General features: G+C 42.8%; 19 protein-coding genes and 1 tRNA gene. 3 read left to right on the top strand and 17 right to left on the bottom strand.

Annotated elements, in window-relative coordinates:
- Window positions 1-51 precede the first annotated feature (51 nt).
- Both SJ312_RS18015 and SJ312_RS18010 read left to right on the top strand, forming a co-directional pair.
- The gene (locus SJ312_RS18015) at window positions 52-651 is read left to right on the top strand and encodes a LysM-like peptidoglycan-binding domain-containing protein (protein WP_165879437.1); all 600 of its coding nucleotides are present in this window, start codon (window positions 52-54) and stop codon (window positions 649-651) included.
- A gap of 149 nt (window positions 652-800) precedes the next feature.
- Window positions 801-1550 carry a CDP-diacylglycerol diphosphatase gene (locus SJ312_RS18010; RefSeq protein WP_319868161.1) on the top strand — a complete coding sequence of 250 codons (750 nt, stop codon included), beginning with the start codon at window positions 801-803 and terminating at the stop codon, window positions 1548-1550.
- Between the two features lie 98 nt (window positions 1551-1648).
- On the opposite strand, the gene rplI is transcribed toward SJ312_RS18010, so the two are convergent.
- From rplI to tsaE, 16 genes are all read right to left on the bottom strand, one after another.
- Entirely contained in the window at window positions 1649-2098 is a 450-nt protein-coding gene (rplI, locus tag SJ312_RS18005) for a 50S ribosomal protein L9 (RefSeq protein WP_004905983.1), read from the bottom strand.
- A 38-nt stretch (window positions 2099-2136) separates the two neighbouring features.
- Window positions 2137-2364: a 30S ribosomal protein S18 gene (gene rpsR, locus SJ312_RS18000; RefSeq protein ID WP_000135199.1), complete on the bottom strand. Its 228-nt coding sequence runs from the start codon at window positions 2362-2364 to the stop codon at window positions 2137-2139.
- A gap of 4 nt (window positions 2365-2368) precedes the next feature.
- The gene (priB, locus tag SJ312_RS17995; protein WP_036958791.1) at window positions 2369-2686 is read right to left on the bottom strand and encodes a primosomal replication protein N; all 318 of its coding nucleotides are present in this window, start codon (window positions 2684-2686) and stop codon (window positions 2369-2371) included.
- 8 nt (window positions 2687-2694) lie between these two features.
- A complete protein-coding gene (gene rpsF, locus SJ312_RS17990; RefSeq protein WP_004905988.1) occupies window positions 2695-3090 on the bottom strand; it encodes a 30S ribosomal protein S6 in 396 nt (131 codons plus the stop codon).
- A 155-nt stretch (window positions 3091-3245) separates the two neighbouring features.
- Window positions 3246-3995 carry a 23S rRNA (guanosine(2251)-2'-O)-methyltransferase RlmB gene (rlmB, locus tag SJ312_RS17985; RefSeq protein WP_004905989.1) on the bottom strand — a complete coding sequence of 250 codons (750 nt, stop codon included), beginning with the start codon at window positions 3993-3995 and terminating at the stop codon, window positions 3246-3248.
- Between the two features lie 88 nt (window positions 3996-4083).
- Window positions 4084-6552 carry a ribonuclease R gene (rnr, locus tag SJ312_RS17980; RefSeq protein ID WP_036958793.1) on the bottom strand — a complete coding sequence of 823 codons (2469 nt, stop codon included), beginning with the start codon at window positions 6550-6552 and terminating at the stop codon, window positions 4084-4086.
- Window positions 6553-6594: 42 nt separating this feature from the next.
- Window positions 6595-7017 carry a nitric oxide-sensing transcriptional repressor NsrR gene (gene nsrR, locus SJ312_RS17975; RefSeq protein ID WP_004907407.1) on the bottom strand — a complete coding sequence of 141 codons (423 nt, stop codon included), beginning with the start codon at window positions 7015-7017 and terminating at the stop codon, window positions 6595-6597.
- 331 nt (window positions 7018-7348) lie between these two features.
- The gene (locus SJ312_RS17970; RefSeq protein WP_004905994.1) at window positions 7349-8650 is read right to left on the bottom strand and encodes an adenylosuccinate synthase; all 1302 of its coding nucleotides are present in this window, start codon (window positions 8648-8650) and stop codon (window positions 7349-7351) included.
- Between the two features lie 280 nt (window positions 8651-8930).
- A complete protein-coding gene (gene hflC, locus SJ312_RS17965; protein ID WP_004905999.1) occupies window positions 8931-9932 on the bottom strand; it encodes a protease modulator HflC in 1002 nt (333 codons plus the stop codon).
- 2 nt (window positions 9933-9934) lie between these two features.
- Entirely contained in the window at window positions 9935-11140 is a 1206-nt protein-coding gene (hflK, locus tag SJ312_RS17960) for an FtsH protease activity modulator HflK (protein ID WP_094961668.1), read from the bottom strand.
- A gap of 133 nt (window positions 11141-11273) precedes the next feature.
- Entirely contained in the window at window positions 11274-12554 is a 1281-nt protein-coding gene (gene hflX, locus SJ312_RS17955) for a ribosome rescue GTPase HflX (RefSeq protein ID WP_004906004.1), read from the bottom strand.
- A gap of 92 nt (window positions 12555-12646) precedes the next feature.
- Entirely contained in the window at window positions 12647-12940 is a 294-nt protein-coding gene (gene hfq, locus SJ312_RS17950; protein WP_004906005.1) for an RNA chaperone Hfq, read from the bottom strand.
- A gap of 107 nt (window positions 12941-13047) precedes the next feature.
- Window positions 13048-13989, bottom strand: a complete 942-nt coding sequence (miaA, locus tag SJ312_RS17945) for a tRNA (adenosine(37)-N6)-dimethylallyltransferase MiaA (RefSeq protein ID WP_004906008.1) — start codon at window positions 13987-13989, stop codon at window positions 13048-13050.
- A complete protein-coding gene (gene mutL / locus SJ312_RS17940) occupies window positions 13982-15952 on the bottom strand; it encodes a DNA mismatch repair endonuclease MutL (RefSeq protein WP_319868160.1) in 1971 nt (656 codons plus the stop codon). The genes miaA and mutL overlap by 8 nt, the downstream gene beginning before the upstream one ends.
- A 9-nt stretch (window positions 15953-15961) precedes the next feature.
- A complete protein-coding gene (gene amiB / locus SJ312_RS17935) occupies window positions 15962-17248 on the bottom strand; it encodes an N-acetylmuramoyl-L-alanine amidase AmiB (RefSeq protein ID WP_110591044.1) in 1287 nt (428 codons plus the stop codon).
- 14 nt (window positions 17249-17262) lie between these two features.
- Entirely contained in the window at window positions 17263-17727 is a 465-nt protein-coding gene (gene tsaE, locus SJ312_RS17930) for a tRNA (adenosine(37)-N6)-threonylcarbamoyltransferase complex ATPase subunit type 1 TsaE (protein WP_004906013.1), read from the bottom strand.
- 288 nt (window positions 17728-18015) lie between these two features.
- Between tsaE and queG the strand changes: the two genes are divergently transcribed.
- The gene (gene queG, locus SJ312_RS17925; protein WP_136134035.1) at window positions 18016-19197 is read left to right on the top strand and encodes a tRNA epoxyqueuosine(34) reductase QueG; all 1182 of its coding nucleotides are present in this window, start codon (window positions 18016-18018) and stop codon (window positions 19195-19197) included.
- Between the two features lie 686 nt (window positions 19198-19883).
- Here the strand turns inward: queG and SJ312_RS17920 are convergent.
- Window positions 19884-19959 (bottom strand) — tRNA-Gly (locus tag SJ312_RS17920).

Genomic DNA, 19959 nt, shown 5'->3' with positions numbered 1-19959 from the left:
TATGCGTATTAATACGGTCTAATTTACTCATTGCCTCATCAAGGAGGAGTGATGTTTAAACTTTCAAAATTTCATCGCTATGGTATTGCACTGCTCGCTTTAATTGTCGTGGTCGCTTTTTTTTGGCCTACAAGCGACAAATCCCCCAGCGATATTGTTCAAAACCAGCCTATTGTTATCCCACCCCCAACAACCCCTGAGGTAATGCCTGAGCCGACTATTACACCGCCGATACCAGAGCCCGTGCCGGCACCTGAAGATAATTCCCCTCTTTTACCTACTGAGCCTGAAATTATCCCAGAACCTATTGAGCCTGAACCTAATGAGCCTGCAACGGTAACTTCACCAGAAAAAACGCCTGAGACCAAAACAACTCGCCCTTCTGCTAATGAATGGCAAAACTACCGAGTACAAAAAGGGAAGACGCTCGCACAACTCTTTCGTGATAATAACTTACAAGCCAATGATGCTTTTATTATGGCTCGCGTTGAAGGGGCTGAGAAGCCACTAAGTAATTTACGCCAAGGGCAAAAAATTCGTCTGAAAGCGAATGCAAAAGGTGAAGTTCAATTATTAGAAACTACTGGCTCTGATGGGAAAACTTATAGTTTCGCGCGGTTAAGTGACGGAAGCTATTACCGTACACCTTAGTTTAAATACCGACTTTAGGGTAGCATCCCGCTACCCTAATACTTAGTCTGAATTTGCACTATTTACCCCCTCCTTGACTTAACAATATATAAATTTAGCGATATATAATAAATAGTCTCTCACTAACATGTTAAGCGATAAAAACTATCATGCTAAAGCGCAAATGGATTAACATATTTTTAGGTGTGGTTTTTTTATTACTTATCGTGATTGTTAGCTATATTTCATGGTTCAAGATCAATTCAAATGCGCTGTGGAACATCGTTAATACTCAATGTATTCCATTACTTCCAACAACGCTGCCCTGCTTGAAAGTAGAACAGGAAAAACACTATGTATTATTCAAAGATAAAAAAGGGCCTTTACACAACTTAATTATCCCGACTGAAAAGATCACGGGGATAGAATCTAGCCAATTATTGGAACAAAACTTACCCGACTATTTTGCTATCGCTTGGCAAGAAAGGGGCAGTTTGTCACAACAAACACCCCACCCAATTCCTGAACATTTATTGGCCATTGCGGTAAACTCCCAATATGGCCGCTCACAAGACCAACTCCATATTCATATTGCCTGCTTAAAACCTGAGATAAATGAAACGCTTAATCAACTTTCATCGACAATAACAACACATTGGGCTTCTTTATCTTCTGAACTAGCGGGTCATCATTACTTAGCCAAAAAATTTCCAGAAGGCTCACCCCATGTAGAAAATTCGTTTCATCAACTAAACGAATATGTCATCAAGCATCACGATAAAATGGGTAATTTTGGGCTAGCAATGGTACAGCTTAAAGATGGTTCTAAGGTATTACTTGCCAACCGATTGAATTTTTGGGATTTGAACTTAGGTTCTGCGGGTGAATTACTCGACTACCAATGCTTAGCTAATCAATAAATACAAAAATATTGTCTAGAAAATAAAAAACACCGGACTTAGCCGGTGTTTTTTATTCGCATCATGGATAACCCAGTGATGCATATCATCATTATTGATTACTCAGCAACGATGATAACGTTCAGCTCTGCGAAAACATCGCTGTGTAACTGGAAGTGAACTTCGTGGTCACCAGTAGTACGCAGAACGCCGTTTGGCAGGCGAACTTCGCTTTTCGCGATTTGAACGCCAGCCGCAGTAATTGCGTCAGCGATATCACGAGTACCGATTGAACCGAACAGTTTACCTTCGTCACCAGCTTTAGAAGCTAAAGTTACAGAACCCAGAGCAGTAACAGCTGCTGCACGAGCCTGTGCTGCTGCCAGAACGTCAGCTAATTTAGCTTCCAGTTCAGCGCGGCGAGCTTCGAAGAATTCGATGTTTTTCTTAGTCGCAGGAACAGCTTTGCCCTGTGGAACTAAGAAGTTACGAGCATAGCCCGATTTAACGTTAACCTGATCACCCAGGCTACCTAGGTTAGCTACTTTATCAAGCAGAATAACTTGCATTACCTTATCCTCTATTAGTCGTTAATGGACTGTACCAATTACTGATGACGATCAGTGTATGGTAACAGAGACAGGTAGCGAGCGCGCTTGATAGCACGAGCGAGCTGGCGTTGATATTTTGCACGAGTACCGGTGATACGGCTTGGTACAATTTTACCACTTTCAGTGATATAGTTTTTCAGCGTTGCGATATCTTTATAGTCGATCTCTTGAACGCCTTCCGCTGTGAAACGGCAGAACTTGCGACGACGGAAATAACGTGCCATATGGCTAGTCTCCAGAATCTATCAAATCAATCTGCTCGGCATGGAGGACAATCTTGCTAATTCCATTGCGCCCTTGATGGGTACTAATGAAACCGCTTACTGTAATCCAACTGCCGACCGTTATACTGTGAGTATGGGCTTGTAAGGTTTGTCCGCTGGCGATAATGGGCATTCTGCACCATGCTTGCCTTGACAGTCCTGCTTCCAGCTGCTGTGAACGATGTTCTAAAACAAACTGGCAGTGAGGAATGCCTGACGGACTCACTTTTCGAATCAATGCTTTACAGACTGTGCCTGTTAACACCAAACGATTAGTGGTCACCTGCGCAATTACTCTTCAGAATCCCCAGTTTCTTCTACTTCTTCATCCTGATATTCATCAGACATGTCACGGCCACGACGTTCGTCTTTAGCTTTGACCATTGGAGAAGCTTCTGTTACTGCGTGTTTTAAGCGCATAACCATGCTGCGGATAACGGCATCGTTGAAGCGGAAGTTAGTTTCCAGCTCATCAATCGCTTCCTGCGGCGCTTCTACGTTCAGAAGAACATAGTGTGCTTTGTGCAGTTTATTGATTGGGTAAGCCAGTTGACGGCGGCCCCAGTCTTCCAGACGGTGAATCTGACCTTGTGCGTTAGTGATAACAGCACTGTAACGCTCGATCATGCCCGGAACCTGTTCGCTTTGGTCAGGATGGACCATAAAAACGATTTCGTAATGACGCATTAGTAGTTGCTCCTTACGGATTATTAGCCTCCTGTCTGGGTTAACCGCGGCCCGCGGAGGCAAGGAACTTATTGAGTGCGGCTAAAAAATTGACGCGTAACTATACCCATCCCTGAGATAAAACTCAAGAGATGGATACCGTTTTACATTAAATATTATTTTTCTACAGAAACAGGTAAGCGCTGACGCACCGCTTCAAATAAACAAACCCCTGTCGCCACTGACACATTTAATGATGACACAGAGCCCGCCATTGGAATACTAATTAACTCATCACAGTGCTCACGAGTTAAACGGCGCATGCCTTCGCCTTCAGCTCCCATAACTAAGGCTATCGAGCCGGTTAATTTGCTTTGGTATAAATTATGGTCAGCTTCACCCGCCGTTCCCACAATCCATACATTGTATTCTTGTAGCAAACGCAATGTCCTTGCCAGATTCGTCACACGAATAAGTGGAACATTTTCTGCCGCGCCACAGGCCACTTTTTTCGCGGTTGCATTAAGCTGAGCAGATTTATCTTTAGGAACAATCACAGCATGAACGCCAGCGGCATCAGCGCTACGTAAACACGCGCCTAAGTTATGTGGGTCTGTTACGCCATCTAATACTAATAAAAATGGCGATGATGTGTTCTCCAATAAATCAGGCAGATCACCTTCTTGATACTGTTTACCCGGTAATACTTTCGCAATGATACCTTGGTGAACGGCGCCTTCGGTTTGGCTATCCATCCATTGACGGTTCGCCACTTGAACAACAACACCTAACGCTTCGATTTCATGCACCAGCGGCATTAATCGGCGGTCTTCACGACCTTTCAAAATATAGACTTCTTTAATGCGTTGCGGTGAACGCTCAAGTAAGGCTTTCACTGCGTGAATGCCATAAATCATTTCGCTCATAAATTTCTTATTTATATTAATAAATAGTAAAGTGGCGTGTTAGCGCCACTTTGGTTAATAACGATGGTTAATAACTACAGCAATACCATTATCCCTCTTGTTTTTGGGATTTTTTTGCAACGCGTTTAGCTTTTAATTTTGCTGTAATTTTTCTGGTTTTATCGGAAGGCTTTTTGCCTTTTCCTTTCCCTTTCGCCTCTGGCTTAGCCTCAGCTTTTTTTCCTTTTTTATCGGAACGACGAAATGCAGAATCAGGCTCGAAGTTTTTATCTTTACTCGCATCCGCTTTTCGACGAGCTGGGCGTGTAGCATTTTTAACTTCTTGCTTCATTTTGTCCCGCGCCGTTTTGCCCGGGTTTTTCGCTTTACGAGTGGTTGAAATTAATGCGAAATCGATGGTGCGTTCATCCATATGCACCGCTTCAACACGAATTTCCACTTCATCGCCAAGACGGTAAGTGGTACCTGATGATTCACCAATTAAACGCTGACCGACCGCATCATAACGATAGTAGTCATTATCCAACGTTGAAATATGCACTAAACCATCAATAAATAAATCATTAAGGCGAACAAAGAAGCCAAAACCGGTCACACTGGTAATTAAACCTGTAAAGGTTTGGCCTACTTGGTCCTGCATGAAATCACATTTCAGCCAGTCAGCCACATCACGTGTTGCTTCATCAGCACGGCGCTCAGTCATTGAGCAGTGCTCGCCAAGCTGTAACATGCTATCCATGTCTGAATGCCAGCCACCCGTTTCCGTCCAGCGTTTATCTGAATGACCATGTTCTTTAGCCAGCAGATATTTTATCCCGCGGTGTAACGTCAGATCTGGGTAACGACGAATTGGTGATGTAAAGTGAGCATACGATTTCAAACCTAGACCAAAGTGACCGCGATTTTCAGGATCATAAATCGCTTGTTTCATCGATCGTAAAATCATGGTTTGTAGTAATTCATGATCAGGGCGTTCAGCCACTTCATTCATTACCTGCGCATAATCTTTCGGCTCAGGCTTCATTCCGCCCGGCAAAGTCAACCCTAATTCACTAAAAACAGAGCGTAAATTCATCACGCTTTCTTCTTTAGGGCGGTCATGCACACGGTACAATGCAGGCTCTTCATTTTTCTCAACGAACCGAGCCGCCGCAATGTTAGCCAAAATCATGCACTCTTCAATCAATTTATGTGCATCATTGCGCTCTACTGGCTCAATACTTTCAATACGTCGCTCCGCATTAAAAATAAATTTCGCTTCTTCAGATTCAAAAGAAATCGCACCACGCTCAATACGTGCAGCATCAAGTGCTTTATATAATTGATGCAAATGCTCAATATGTGGCACTAGCGCTTTATAGTGCTCGCGCAGTTCTTCGTCTCCTTCCAAGATTTTCCATACTTTTGTATAAGTTAACCTTGCATGAGAACTCATAACGGCTTCATAGAACTTGTATGAAGAAAGCTTACCAGATGCCGACACCGTCATTTCACACACCATACACAGGCGGTCAACACCTGGGTTAAGTGAGCACAGACCGTTCGATAAGACTTCCGGTAGCATAGGAACGACTTGAGATGGGAAATATACCGAATTACCGCGGCTACGCGCTTCTGTATCCAGAGCCGTTTGTGGGCGGACATAATAGCTTACATCCGCAATCGCAACCCATAAGCGCCAGCCACCGCCTTTCTTCGGTGCACAGTACACTGCATCATCAAAGTCACGAGCATCTTCACCATCAATCGTGACTAACGGTAAGTCGCGTAAATCCACGCGCCCTTTTTTCGCAGACTCAGGGACATGTTCACTTAGGTCAGCGACTTGTTTTTCAACTTGTGGTGGCCATGAATGTGGGATTTCATGAGTACGTAAAGCGATTTCCACCGCCATACCTGTGCCCATTGTTTCGCCTAATACTTCAATGATATTCCCCACCGCTTGCGAGCGACGTTGTGGACGAGTGACTAATTCAACCACCACTACATTACCCATTCGAGCGCCAAGAACACGATCTTTCGGTATCAAAATATCAAAGCTTAAACGGCTATCATCCGGTACGACAAACCCCATACCCGATTCAATAAAATAGCGACCAACAATTTGGTTATTACGCGGCTCTAACACACGAACAACCCGAACTTCTGTACGCCCTTTACGATCTTGCCCATAAGGTTGCGCCAAAATAACGTCGCCATGCATGGCGCGTTTCATTTCATCTTGAGATAAATAGTAATCTTCTTTTTTACCATCAACACGTAGGAAGCCGTAACCATCACGGTGACCAATGACTTTCCCTTTTAATAAGTCTAAACGCTCCGGTAATGCATAACACTGACGGCGAGTGAAGACCAGTTGACCATCACGTTCCATGGCTCTTAACCGACGACGTAATGCCTCTAATTCATCTTCTGTCGATAAATTCAATAATTGTGCGATTTCTTCGCGGTTAGCTGGTGCAGTACGCTTCGAGATAAGGTCAAGAATATATTCTCGACTTGGAATTGGGGACTCGTATTTTTCTGCTTCTCTTTCCTGAAAAGGATCTTGTGACATCGTTACCTCCGTTGTCATCAGAATTCATAACTACCGCAAATGCTAATCAAGCAGTAGTTGATAGAGCGGGCTGTTATCTTTCACCATGTCCGCCAGCGTGTATTGATCAAGTTCTTGTAAAAACTGCTGTATTGCTTGGTGTAGCACACCTTTTAAACGACACGCAGGTGTAATGTGGCAAAACTCGCCACTACAATTAACAAGAGTCAGGGGTTCTAATGCTCTAACAACGTCCCCTATACGAATTGATTCTGCTGGTTGTCCTAGTGTAATCCCGCCATTTTTGCCACGAGTGGCTTTAATATAACCTAAGTGACTGAGTTGATTAATAATTTTTACCATATGGTTACGAGATACACCGTAGACCTCGGTGACCTCAGTAATACTGGTCATTTTCCCTTCACCCAGAGAAGCCAGATAAATAAGAGCTCGTAACCCATAATCTGTAAAACTAGTCAGTTGCACAATCACCTCAAAATTTTAGCTATAACGCTGTTGGCCGCAAATCAGTGGCCTAAAAACATGTGACTTCTTTTAAAATTCACATTTACTATTTCTAACCCAACACATTCAGTTTTCTGAATAAAATATAGCATGCTAATAAATTATATGTTGCTAAATACAGTTTAACGTATAACACAGGTCAAATATGCATTTAATTGCACAGAATTTGCACACAAAAGTGACTTAATTCAATCATTATGGGGAATTTTGACTGTTTTATCAAAGAAGCGACATATTGGAAGGAGGTAAAGCAGTAAAAAAACTGCGCCCGTTTAAGGCGCAGTCAGTGTTATTACTCAACATCAAATGGATCACGCAGGATCATGGTCTCTGAACGATCTGGACCCGTTGAAATAATATCAACTGGAATACCCGTTAGTTCTTCAACACGTTCAATGTAATTCAGAGCTGCTTGTGGCAGTAATTCTCTTTGTTTCACACCAAAAGTTGTTTCTTTCCAACCTGGCATTGATTCATAAACTGGCTCTAAACCATCCCACTCATCAGCAGCTAAAGGTGTTGTTTCTAACACTTTACCATCTGGACGGCGGTAGCCTACGCAAATTTTGACTTCTTCTAAACCGTCTAAAACATCCAGTTTAGTCATACAGAAGCCTGACAGTGAGTTGATTTGTACCGCACGATTAATCGCAACGATATCTAACCAACCAGTACGGCGTTTACGGCCTGTAGTTGCACCAAATTCTTGGCCTTTTTCACGCAGGAACTCACCCACTTCGTCAAACAGCTCAGTAGGGAATGGGCCCGCACCAACACGTGTTGAGTAAGCTTTGATGATACCTAATACGTAGTTTACATAGCGAGGACCTAAACCAGAACCCGTCGCCACACCACCAGCTGTCGTATTTGAAGAGGTTACATAAGGATACGTACCGTGGTCGATATCTAATAATGTCCCTTGTGCGCCTTCAAACATCACTAATTCATTCTTCTGATTTGCTTTATAGAGCAGATCAGAAACATCAATTACCATGCCAGTTAAGATATCAGCCACAGCCATAATATCATCTAACGTTTTTTGGTAATCGACAGCAGGTTCTTTATAGTAATGAACAAGTTGGAAGTTGTGGTATTCAACGATTTCTTTTAATTTTTCTGCAAACGTTGCTTTATCGAATAAATCACCAACGCGCAAACCTCGACGTGCAACTTTATCTTCATAAGCAGGACCAATACCACGACCTGTTGTCCCAATCGCTTTGGAACCACGTGCTTTTTCACGCGCATTATCTAATGCGATATGATAAGGCAGGATCAGTGGGCATGCTTCAGAAAGACGTAAACGTTCCCGAACAGGAACACCGCGGTCTTCCAATTCTTTCATCTCTTTCATTAATGCGTCTGGCGCTAAAACAACACCATTAGCAATAATGCTGATGACATTTTCACGAAGAATACCGGATGGAATTAAGTGGAGAACGGTTTTTTCACCGTTTACAACAAGAGTATGGCCAGCATTATGGCCGCCCTGATAGCGAACTACATATTTAGCACGCTCTGTCAGCAAGTCAACGATCTTGCCCTTCCCTTCGTCACCCCATTGGGTGCCCAGTACGACAACGTTCTTACCCATTTTGAAATACACTCGGTTGCTTAAAAATGAATTCTACCATCAAAAATGAACTGTTCCAGTGATATTTTGGCAATACAAAAATTTTTTTCTGGAAAGCAAGTAAAATGGTATTTTTTATTTCTGCCGTAAACTCAAAATGAATGCCATCAGTTGAGCAGCTCAAATTTTCCCTGAAAAATCCTATACTTAAAACGACAGGCGAAAAAAAGCCCACCGAAGCGGGCTTTTCTTTAATAGATTAACAGTTATTTTGCTAGGTTGCACGCAACTTAGCTTGTTATTAATCTGTCGCGCGAAGCTTAGTTGGTGCCTTCATAAAGCGGAAGAAATCAGTGTCTGGGCTTAATACCATCACGTCTTCACCACTCTTGAAGCTTTGCTCATAGGCACGCAAGCTACGAATAAACGCATAGAACTCGGGATCTTGGTTGAATGCATCAGCAAACAGTTTCGTTGCCATCGCATCACCCTCACCTCGGTAAGTTAGGGCGGTACGTTCTGCTTCAGCCAACGTTTCTGTTACTGTTTTATCTGCAACAGCGCGGATCTTAGTCGCTTCTTCTTGACCTTGTGAACGATGTTGACGTGCAACTGCTTCACGTTCTGCACGCATACGCGCATAGATAGCTTCAGAAACTTCGTTTGGCAGCTCAATACGTTTAATACGTACATCGACAACCTCGATACCTAACGCCGCCATACTGTTTGCATTCACAACCAGTGGCTTCAGGTTCGTTTCCTCTTCAACACGTTTTGCTGCATCCGCAATCGCTGCATCCGCTTCTTTTGTTGAGTCGTCAATTGCAGTACCTTTGTTCAAAGCATCACGCACATCAACAGTTAAACGACCACGTGAATCAGTGATAATGTCTTTAACGCTTAAACGACCAAACTCAGAACGTAAACGGTCACTAAATTTACGTTTTAACAGGGTTTCCGCTTGGAATGGATTACCACCGCCAGTCGCTACATAGTAACGACTGAAATCAGTCACGCGCCATTTCAGGTAGGAGTCCACCATTAAGTCTTTGTTTTCACTTGTCAGATAGCGGTCAGCTTGAATTTCAAGAGTCTGAATACGTGCATCCAACATTTTCACAGTTTCAATAAATGGAACTTTGAAATGCAGACCCGGCTCATAAATGATCGGTTTGTTTTCAGAGTCACGTAGAACTTTACCAAAACGCAATACGATACCGCGGTCAGTTTGAGGAACAATAAAGATAGATGCGTATGCAACTGCCAAGATGGCAATAACGATAACAATTAGCGATTTACGCATGATTATTGTCTCCCTACTCTAACAGCATCACCACGAACAGCATTGTTTGGCTGTGCTGGTGTTGCAGCAGATGATGACGAACTATTGCTTGGCGTCGCCATTCTTGCTGACGGATTAGCTTTTGACGTTGAAGCCGCATCTGAATTTGTACCGCGCATGATTTGATCCAGCGGCAGCACTAACATGCTGTTGCTCTTATCATTCGCAATCACTTTACGTGTATTACTTAACACACGCTCCATTGTGTCGATATACAAACGCTCACGGGTGATTTCTGGCGCAGCACGATATTCAGGTAACATTTTCGCAAAACTTGCCACCTCACCCTCTGCTTTGAAGACCACACTCGCTTTATACGCTTCGGCTTCTTCAATTAGGCGTTGTGCGTTACCTTTTGCCAGAGGAAGAACTTCATTTCGATAAGCGTGCGCTTCACGAATGGTTTTTTGTTCTTCTTCCCTTGCTGAGATTACGTCATCAAATGCCGCTTTAACATCTTCAGGTGGACGCGCTGCTTGGAAGTTAACGTCAAGCAGTGTGATACCCATCTTGTATGGTGCAATTGTTGCTTCGAGCTCTTTTTGTGTAACATCACGGATAAAAGCACGATTCGTAGTCAGTACTTGCTCCATCGCAGACTGACCGATTACACCACGCACAGCACTATCTAGCGCCTGACGCAGACTATTGTCTGGGTTTGTGACACTAAATAAATATTGCGCAGGGTCGGTAACACGATATTGAACGTTCATTTCAACGCGGATCACGTTTTCATCTGACGTTAACATCATGCCATTTGTCGCTTGTTCACGTACGGTTTCTACGTTGACAGGAATGACCCTATCAATGAAGGTTGGTTTCCAGTTCAAACCAGGCCCAACAATACCACTATATTCACCAAAACGTAATACTACGCCACGGTCACTTTCTTTGATGGTGTAGAAGCCTGAACCTGCCCATACAACAACGATAGCAGCAAGAGCTAACATACCTAAACGGCCACTGATTTGTGATGGTTGTTTATTATCACCATCACCACCGCCGCCTTTATTTCCACCAAGCTTGCTGCCTAGTTTACGAAAGAGATCGTCGAGATCATAAGCCCCACGTTTTCGACCACCTTTGTTCCCGCCAGAGTTGCCGCCTTTATTGCCGCTTCCCCACGGATCGCGGTCTTGTCCGTCATTACCGGGCTGATTCCACGCCATGTTTTAGCTCCATTCTTTATGATTGATTTTCAGGGCTAAGAGCGATAGGGCTCTTAATATCAATTCCATTGCCTAACTATATTATTAATGGCCAAATTATTAACGGCCAAAGCATTATTAATAACCAAAGCGATTAAATAACATAGTCAGGTAATTGCTGCTCTTGTTTGCACAGACGCCGCCAATCCACCATTGGCATACGCACCTCAAGGCCAATTGAGCCGTCTTCTTCCTGCCATTCACGTTCGATTGACTGAAGTTGATAGAAACGGCTACGTAAACGGCCTTCATTCGGTGGTAAACGCAATTCAACATGTGCGATTTCACCTGAAAGACGTTCCGTCAATGCCTGTAGCAACAATGGGATACCATCACCCGTTTGCGCTGAAACCCAGACACGAACCGGCTTGTTATCCTCATCTCTGTCAATACGCGGGACAAAATCCTCCAGCATATCAACTTTGTTCATCACTAAAAGTGTTGGTATTTCATCCGCTTCGATTTCTTCTAACACACTTTCAACTGCATGAATATTTTCATCCAAGCGATTGTCAGCTGCATCGATAACGTGCAGCAATAACGTTGCTTCACGTGTTTCTTGCAGGGTTGCTTTAAAAGCTGCAACCAAATCATGGGGTAAATGGCGGATAAAACCCACAGTATCTGCAAGAACGACAACACCAACATCTTCTACATCAATACGACGAAGTGTTGGGTCAAGTGTTGCAAATAACTGGTCAGCAGCATAAACATCAGCGGCCGTCATGCGGTTAAACAAGCTAGACTTACCAGCATTGGTATAACCGACAAGCGAAATAGTCGGGATATCTGCCTTACTTCTCGCTTGACGCCCTTGTTCACGCTGTTTTTCCACCCGACTAAGACGAGATAAGATTTGTTTAATTTTATCTCTTAATAGCCGGCGGTCAGTTTCAAGTTGAGTTTCACCGGGGCCTCGTAAACCAATCCCGCCTTTTTGTCGCTCTAAGTGCGTCCATCCCCTCACTAAGCGAGTCGATAAATGCCTTAATTGAGCCAATTCAACTTGAAGCTTACCTTCGTGTGTACGTGCGCGTTGAGCAAAAATATCTAAAATTACCCCTGTACGGTCAACCACCTTACATTGGCAAATCCTTTCGAGATTACGTTCTTGAGCAGGGCTTAGAGTATGATTAAACAACACCACATCTGCACCACTTTCCTCAACAGCTTGGGCAATTTCTTCTGCTTTACCTTCTCCAACAAAAAACTTTGGATGAGGAGCTTTACGACTGCCCGTGACTATTTGTACTGGTTTTACCCCAGCAGATGTCACAAGTGACTCAAATTCTGCCAGATTATCAACGTCTTTCTCTTGAGAAAAAAAGACATGGACTAATACAGCTAGTTCACCGCCTTCATACCTATCAAACAAGGTGTAACCTCTTAGGCTAAACAATAATTGCAAAGGAAAAACACAGGTACAGTCTCCCTACCCATGCTTTCCTTGTCTTTTAGCGTACAAACTTACTCAGTTACTTCGCCATCTTGCGCTGCAGGGTTACCTGAATGGTAATTACCATTACCAGTGCTACCCGCAGTACCGCTATGATGAGAAACAGGGCGAGCAGGGACAACAGTCGAGATAGCGTGTTTATAAACCATCTGGCTAACTGTGTTTTTTAATAAAATGACAAATTGGTCAAAAGACTCAATTTGCCCCTGCAATTTGATGCCATTAACGAGATAAATAGAGACCGGAACCCTTTCACGACGTAATGCGTTCAGGAACGGATCTTGCAAAGATTGCCCCTTAGCCATTCTATGTTTTCCTTATTTTGTTGTTTTTAAAAGAGAATCTTTTAGATTCCAAAAAGTAACTACTCAAAAATTGCGCTTAACGTTCTAATTGTACACAAACATCAGTCCTATGCACGCATAACCTGCATAACGGTGCTAAGCGCTTGCTGAGGTTGTTCACTATCTAGCCAATGAACATTCTCCCAGCTTCTTAACCAGGTAATTTGACGTTTTGCCAATTGGCGAGTTGCACAAATCCCCCGATAAATCATTTCATCATGGCCAATTTCACCATCTAAATATGACCACATTTGCCGATACCCCACACAACGAATTGAAGGGAGGTCAACATGTAAATCATTTCGTTGATGTAACTTGCGAACTTCTTCTTCAAAACCCGCATCTATCATCAGATGAAAACGTTGTTCTATGCGCTCATGTAAAATTTTACGATCTTGTGGCGCAATAGCAAACTGAAACACATTATAAGGTAATTCTTCCCCTGCTGTTTGTATCATTTCAGTCAAAGTTTGTCCCGAAATGAGATATACCTCTAAAGCACGGGATAATCTTTGTGGGTCGTTAGGGTGAATCCTTGCCGCGGCAACTGGGTCAACCTCAGTAAGACGACGGTGAATTTCCCCCCACCCTTGTTCTTTCGCAATGTGTTCAATTTCAGTACGAACTGCTTGGTCAGCTGAAGGAAGAGGTGAAAGCCCTTCTAATAAGGCTTTAAAATACAACATTGTGCCGCCAACTAATAATGGAATTTTACCTTGTGAGGTAATTTCAGCCATGGCATTTAATGCGTCACGGCGAAAATCGGCAGCACTGTATGGTAGAGACGGATCGAGGATATCAATCAGACGATGGGGAGCTTGGCTGAGTTCTTCTGTTGTTGGTTTTGCTGTGCCAATATCCATCCCTCGGTAAATTAATGCCGAATCGACACTAATAATTTCCACAGGCAAATGCTTGCGAAGTTCTATCGCCAAAGCGGTTTTACCTGAGGCCGTTGGACCCATTAGGAATATTGCGTCAGGTTTTTTCTGAGTTGCTAAATCACTCATTTGTTAGTGTAGCTACCACGGATTGTAAATTAATTAATTGTAATAATGTTGGTGGAGGGTTTTTCACCCACTGCGGACATACCCGCTCAACATCAGCCAGCAACTGAACAGCCTGTGCTAAACTCCAACTTTCTTCTGTTTTAACCTGTGAAACTGCTTTAGCGAGCCATTGTGCTATCTCTTCGTCAGTGACACTTTCTTTTCTCGATAAAAAATCGAGTAGCTCAGAAAAAAGCTGTGATAAATTTTGTGTTCTTAATGGTAACGATACCGTATGAATTGTTACTTTTCCATGTAATATCGTGGCTTCGATACCAAATATTGTCAATTGTTCCTTGTACCGCTGTAAAACCTCTATTTCATCATTTTTAAGTGACAATTTTAGAGGTATTAACAATGGTTGGGGCTTTAAGGCTCCACCACTCGGTGACAATTGTGACAACTTCAATAAATAATTAGCTTCCGTTAAGGATAACAGGATTAGCCCCAACGAAGACTCAATTAATGCAAAGTTTTTTGCGTAAATTGTCAATACTTTGCCAAAAAGGTAGTTATCCGCATTTTTTGCTACAGGTTGTGAGGATATTTGCGGTGAACTGATTGGGTTACGTTCAGGAAAAAGCGGCTTTTTATCTTCAGGAGCAACCGGAATGGACATTAAGCTCTGATACAGTTCGCCTGCTTTTTTGTCATAAGTTGAGCCAAACGTTTTTGCTGGTACATTTTCTGAAAAACCTGACGTTGATTTCGGCGAAGAAAAAGCGTGATTTTTAGCATTATCCTTTAAGTGGCTAGCCTGCTTATAAGGTGTTTTAGGCTCTAGAAGGGTATTCTCGACTATCGTCTTGTTTTCTGCCTTATGTTGCTTAGGAGCCACACTAGGAGAAGAAAAATAATTTTCCCCCGCAGAAGGCCGATTTTCCAGTTCTGTATTTACAGGTTCGATACCCGGAAGCTCATCAATAGATGCGGCTTCTAATAATACTGTTCGTACCGCTTGATAAATAAAATCATGTACCAGACGAGCTTGGTGAAAACGAACCTCATGTTTTGCTGGGTGTACGTTAACATCAACTTGTTTTGGGTCAATGGTCAAATACAGGACATAAGCTGGCTGCTGGTTTTCGTCTAAATGCCCTTCATAAGCTTGACGAATAGCATGATTAATCAGGCGATCACGCATCATACGGCCATTGACATAGCAATATTGTGTTTCACTACCCGACGTCATTGATGGAGAAACGACCCACCCTTTGATAGCAAGATCGCTATGTTCCCAAGATAACGCCAAAGCGCCTTGCATAAAGCCCGTTCCACAAATCGTCCCAAGACGCCTCTCTTGCTGTGCCTCATCATGAGCCGCTCGGTATTGCTTTACTAATTTCCCATTGTGAGTCAGGTTGATAGCCACATCAGGGCGAGAAAGCGCAATTCGGCGAACAATTTCATCGATATGACCGAATTCAGTTTTTTCTGTGCGCATAAATTTACGACGAGCTGGCGTATTATAGAATAAATCTAATACTTCAACCGTTGTGCCATTGGGATGCGCTGCGGGTTTAACTATTACCTCCATATCCCGACCTTCGGCATAGGATTGCCATGCTTCTGTCTGGTCTGCAGGCTTTGATGTCAACGTTAAACGTGAAACAGAACTGATACTCGCTAGTGCCTCACCGCGAAACCCCATACTCATAATGGCTTCAAGATCATCTAATGTGGCAATTTTACTGGTCGCATGGCGAGCTAAAGCCAAAATCAGTTCATCTTTACGGATACCACAACCATTATCACGAATACGGATCAGTTTTTCTCCGCCGCGCTCAATGTCGATATCAATACGCGTTGCCCCTGCATCAAGACTATTCTCAACGAGCTCTTTAACCACTGACGCAGGCCTTTCAACCACCTCACCTGCTGCGATTTGGTTGGCAAGTTGTGGGGATAGAATATGTATAGCCATGCCTCCCCCTTATTGTGGCGCTGCTTGTATTGGATTCGCCAAGAAATATTGACGTAACCCTAAATGGATAGCTTCTGCGACTTTGTCTTGGAATTCATTCGATTTTAGCAACTGCTCTTCCGCTGCATTACTAATAAACCCAGTTTCGACTAAAATCGATGGGATATCAGGAGAACGCAATACACCTAAGCTTGCATGTTCAGGGGTTCTTTTGTGAATATTACCTACTTTTCGTAGCTGTTCGATCACTTTAACCGCAACATCGTACCCCACACGCTGAGAATGACCGAATTGTAAATCTAAAACGGCTTGGCTTAAGTAAGGGTCCGCGCCACTCAGTGCATCACCCGCCCCACCTAATAATTCCGATTGTTTTTCACGTTGTTCCAGCCAACTACCCAGTTCACTGTTTGCACGCCGATTAGACAATACCCATACTGATGCGCCCCGTGCACTGCTATTCGGAGCCGAGTCCGCGTGAATTGACACCAACATATTAGCCCCTTTCTTACGTGCCACATCAGAACGACCACTAACAGAAATAAAATAGTCACCGTCACGTGTCATCGCGGGCTTAAACATTGGGTCGGCTTCAAGGCGTTGGTATAATTTACGAGCGACGCTGAGAGTCACATCTTTTTCTTTATAACCATTCTTGCCTATCGCACCAGGGTCTTTTCCACCGTGCCCTGCATCAATAGCAATGACGACCTGCTTGCTACCCTTTGGCATATTTTTATATTTGGTTGGTGTTGGTGTAGCCACAGGTGCAGGGTTACTCATCTTCAATGGTTTATCTTGAGTATTATTTGCCGCTGCTTTAACCGTATTATTGGTTTGATTAAAAGAGGTAGAACCGGATGCATTTCCAGTCGATATCGTTAACACCAACTGATATTCACCTGAAACCTGTTTAAGTGCCGCTTTTGTTTTCGCTGCGCGAGATAGCTCTAAAACTAAGCGTTTGTGTTGGTTATCAGAAGGTTGGCTCGCCCGTACCAGTTTTACAAGGTCTCCTGCGGGAACTTTAAGTGGTAAACCAATAATCTCACCTCGTTGTTTGATATCAACAACAAGGCGCTCAGGTGAATGCAATGGGAAATAGGAGTAGTCGGGCTTACCATCAATAAAACTTAGCACCACTTCTGCTTGTGATGGGCTGTTATTAACTTGAATATTTGATAATGTTGCCGCTTGTGCTTTTGCTTCAAACAGCCACATAGCTAATGCCATAAACAAGATGAAAACAGTAAAAAAACCCTTTTTTGTTATTCTGTGGATTGATGCATTCAACATGAGCAATAGCTTCCTTAGAGTAGGGGTAATGCTTCTAACAACGACTCCCCATTGGCAGAAAAAGCAACAAAGTGAGCCTGACGCCCTTCGCCTTGATAGGTCAGATGGAGCTCAAGATCCGCTTCAGGTAAAAAACCTTTACCTTGTTGCGGCCATTCGACCAAACAGATCGAATTTCCAGAAAAATAGTCACGAATCCCCATAAATTCAAGTTCTTCAGGGTCTGCTAACCGATAGAGATCAAAGTGAAAAACTTGACGATCTGCTAATTCATAAGGTTCAACCAAAGTGTAGGTTGGGCTTTTTACGTGACCTTGATGGCCCAGCGCTTGTAAGAAACCTCGGCTAAAGGTGGTTTTCCCTGCTCCGAGATCACCATATAAGTGAATAATTGTGCCTTGATGGCAAGCCTTAGCGATAGCATTACCTAAAGCGACAGTTTGCGCTTCATTGGCAAGTTGTATTGTACGTTCTTTCATATTGTTCTTTTATTATGTCATTAATAGGCGGTGTCGCCTGTTTATCCTTTAAATGCATAGTTTATCTTGCTGATCAAAATGCATAAAGAGATATCAACAAACATCAATATTACTGCTTATCTTAACCTAAGATGGGGCTTTTTTCTTAATTAACATTGCTTGAATGATGAGTTCAGAAATATCCTATAATTGTTCTCAATATTGAAGGCATTTTTTCATGCGTTTTGATGAATAACGCAGGTCATGTTAGAGTGCCAGCCGTTTTAATCTTTCTCAATATAGGATCTGATGCCAAGATACCTCGATCTCGATCTTCTCGCTCAGAATATTAAACAATGGGGTGTTGAAGCAGGTTTCCAACAAGTCGGGATCTGCGATACTGACCTTTCAGCGGAAGAGCCCAAATTACAAGCATGGCTAGATAAACAATTTCATGGTGAGATGGAATGGATGAATCGCCATGGGATGATGCGAGCCAGACCACACGAACTGCACCCTGGCACGTTACGTGTCATTAGCGTGCGTATGAATTACTTGCCTGCCAAAGCCGCATTTGCTAGTACATTAAATAACCCTGAATTAGGTTATATCAGCCGTTATGCCCTGGGGCGAGACTACCACAAACTATTAAAAAAACGTCTAAAACAACTTTCAGATCGTATTTTAGACTATTGTCGTGAATTTAACGGAGTGATACTGGCCGATGGCACCACCATTGACGATCTTAATTTTCGACCTTTTGTCGACTCTGCGCCAATCTTAGAGCGCCCTCTCGCCGTCAAAGCGGGTTTAGGATGGACAGGAAAACATTCATTAGTCTTAAATCGTGAAGCAGGATCTTGGTTTTTTCTCGGTGAATTATTGATTAATTTACCCGTTTCTGTTGATAAACCTGTCGAAGAAGATTGCGGCCGCTGTGTTGCTTGTATGACAACTTGCCCAACAGGTGCAATTGTCGAACCTTACACCGTAGATGCTAGGCGCTGTATTTCTTATCTTACCATTGAGCTAGATAGTGCTATCCCTGAAGAATTTCGCCCTCTAATGGGAAATCGGATCTACGGTTGTGATGACTGCCAGCTTATTTGCCCGTGGAACCGTTTTTCCCAGCTAACTGATGAAGATGATTTCAGTCCAAGAAAGGACTTACATACACCAGAGTTGCTCGACTTGTTCTCATGGGATGAAAAAACCTTTTTAAAGGTGACCGAAGGCTCTGCAATCCGCCGCATTGGTTATATTAAGTGGTTGCGAAATATCAGTGTGGCGTTAGGTAACGCACCTTATCAAGACAGTATTGTACTGGCTTTACAAAATAGGTTGGGAATTAACGAAATGCTAGATGAGCACTTCCAATGGTCTATACAACAACAGCTTAATCGACGTAATGCAAACCAAGTCACAATTCAAACTTCACAGCAAAAACGCCTTGTACGTGCGATTAACAAAGGTTTACCGAGAGATGCATAGAAAAAAGTCAGCTATATATCTGAAATGAAGAATTGTCAAATTGATGTGAATAAAGTAAAAAATGCTTACCTGACAATAGGTAAAGAATTTGCAAGATGTGCTAGCCGCATTTTGACAAAATAAATCACTTAACAAATAAATCAATAAGTTACAACAATGCTATTTAAATACTAGAATTAAATAGCACAACAGAAATTTGTTAATTAGCCTGTGGATAACTCTGTGTAATAAGTTATTTCAAATCGCGATAAAAACCCAGATTGATTGAGCGGGCTGTGGATAACTTTCTAATGGCACATTGAAAAGAAAAATACTGATTTTACGTTTACTAGCAATACAAAAGTTACCAAAAAACAAGACTAAAATGAAAAGTGACTCGAAGTAAATAAAAAAGCATATTTTTGTTTATTATTTAAACTTCTAATCATCATCTTAGAGATGGAAGCAAAACACCCTATTGCTAAGGGGTGGCTATTCTATGGCGACCTGAAAACGAATGCAAGAGGAAATCTGGATCTGATCCAAAAAAGATCGCAAAACCCATGTAGATCCTAGTGTTCAAGGTATAAAAGGATAAAAACAGTGAACAAGCGCAATTCATATGCACACTAGGTGATTCTACTTAAGTTAAATAGGTATTGTGTAAGAATTAATTAAGAAGAAAAGTTAAGAGACTAAGAAAATATTGGAGCGGGAAACGAGACTCGAACTCGCGACCCCGACCTTGGCAAGGTCGTGCTCTACCAACTGAGCTATTCCCGC

The sequence above is a fragment of the Providencia sp. CIM-Carb-044 genome (genome assembly GCF_033901115.1).
Lineage (GTDB): Bacteria > Pseudomonadota > Gammaproteobacteria > Enterobacterales > Enterobacteriaceae > Providencia > Providencia hangzhouensis.
Note: the sequence above shows the minus strand (reverse complement) of the source record. Positions and strands in the feature narration are given on the sequence as shown.

Coding starts and splice junctions, on each gene's coding strand:
- SJ312_RS18010 (WP_319868161.1), top strand. CDS start 801: ATGCTAAAGCGCAAATGGATTAACATATTTTTAGGTGTGGTTTTTTTA.
- hflK (WP_094961668.1), bottom strand. CDS start 11,140: ATGGCGTGGAATCAGCCCGGTAATGACGGACAAGACCGCGATCCGTGG.
- rnr (WP_036958793.1), bottom strand. CDS start 6,552: ATGTCACAAGATCCTTTTCAGGAAAGAGAAGCAGAAAAATACGAGTCC.
- rpsF (WP_004905988.1), bottom strand. CDS start 3,090: ATGCGTCATTACGAAATCGTTTTTATGGTCCATCCTGACCAAAGCGAA.
- queG (WP_136134035.1), top strand. CDS start 18,016: ATGCCAAGATACCTCGATCTCGATCTTCTCGCTCAGAATATTAAACAA.
- tsaE (WP_004906013.1), bottom strand. CDS start 17,727: ATGAAAGAACGTACAATACAACTTGCCAATGAAGCGCAAACTGTCGCT.
- rlmB (WP_004905989.1), bottom strand. CDS start 3,995: ATGAGCGAAATGATTTATGGCATTCACGCAGTGAAAGCCTTACTTGAG.
- rplI (WP_004905983.1), bottom strand. CDS start 2,098: ATGCAAGTTATTCTGCTTGATAAAGTAGCTAACCTAGGTAGCCTGGGT.
- hfq (WP_004906005.1), bottom strand. CDS start 12,940: ATGGCTAAGGGGCAATCTTTGCAAGATCCGTTCCTGAACGCATTACGT.
- mutL (WP_319868160.1), bottom strand. CDS start 15,952: ATGGCTATACATATTCTATCCCCACAACTTGCCAACCAAATCGCAGCA.
- amiB (WP_110591044.1), bottom strand. CDS start 17,248: ATGTTGAATGCATCAATCCACAGAATAACAAAAAAGGGTTTTTTTACT.
- SJ312_RS17970 (WP_004905994.1), bottom strand. CDS start 8,650: ATGGGTAAGAACGTTGTCGTACTGGGCACCCAATGGGGTGACGAAGGG.
- miaA (WP_004906008.1), bottom strand. CDS start 13,989: ATGAGTGATTTAGCAACTCAGAAAAAACCTGACGCAATATTCCTAATG.
- rpsR (WP_000135199.1), bottom strand. CDS start 2,364: ATGGCACGTTATTTCCGTCGTCGCAAGTTCTGCCGTTTCACAGCGGAA.
- hflC (WP_004905999.1), bottom strand. CDS start 9,932: ATGCGTAAATCGCTAATTGTTATCGTTATTGCCATCTTGGCAGTTGCA.
- SJ312_RS18015 (WP_165879437.1), top strand. CDS start 52: ATGTTTAAACTTTCAAAATTTCATCGCTATGGTATTGCACTGCTCGCT.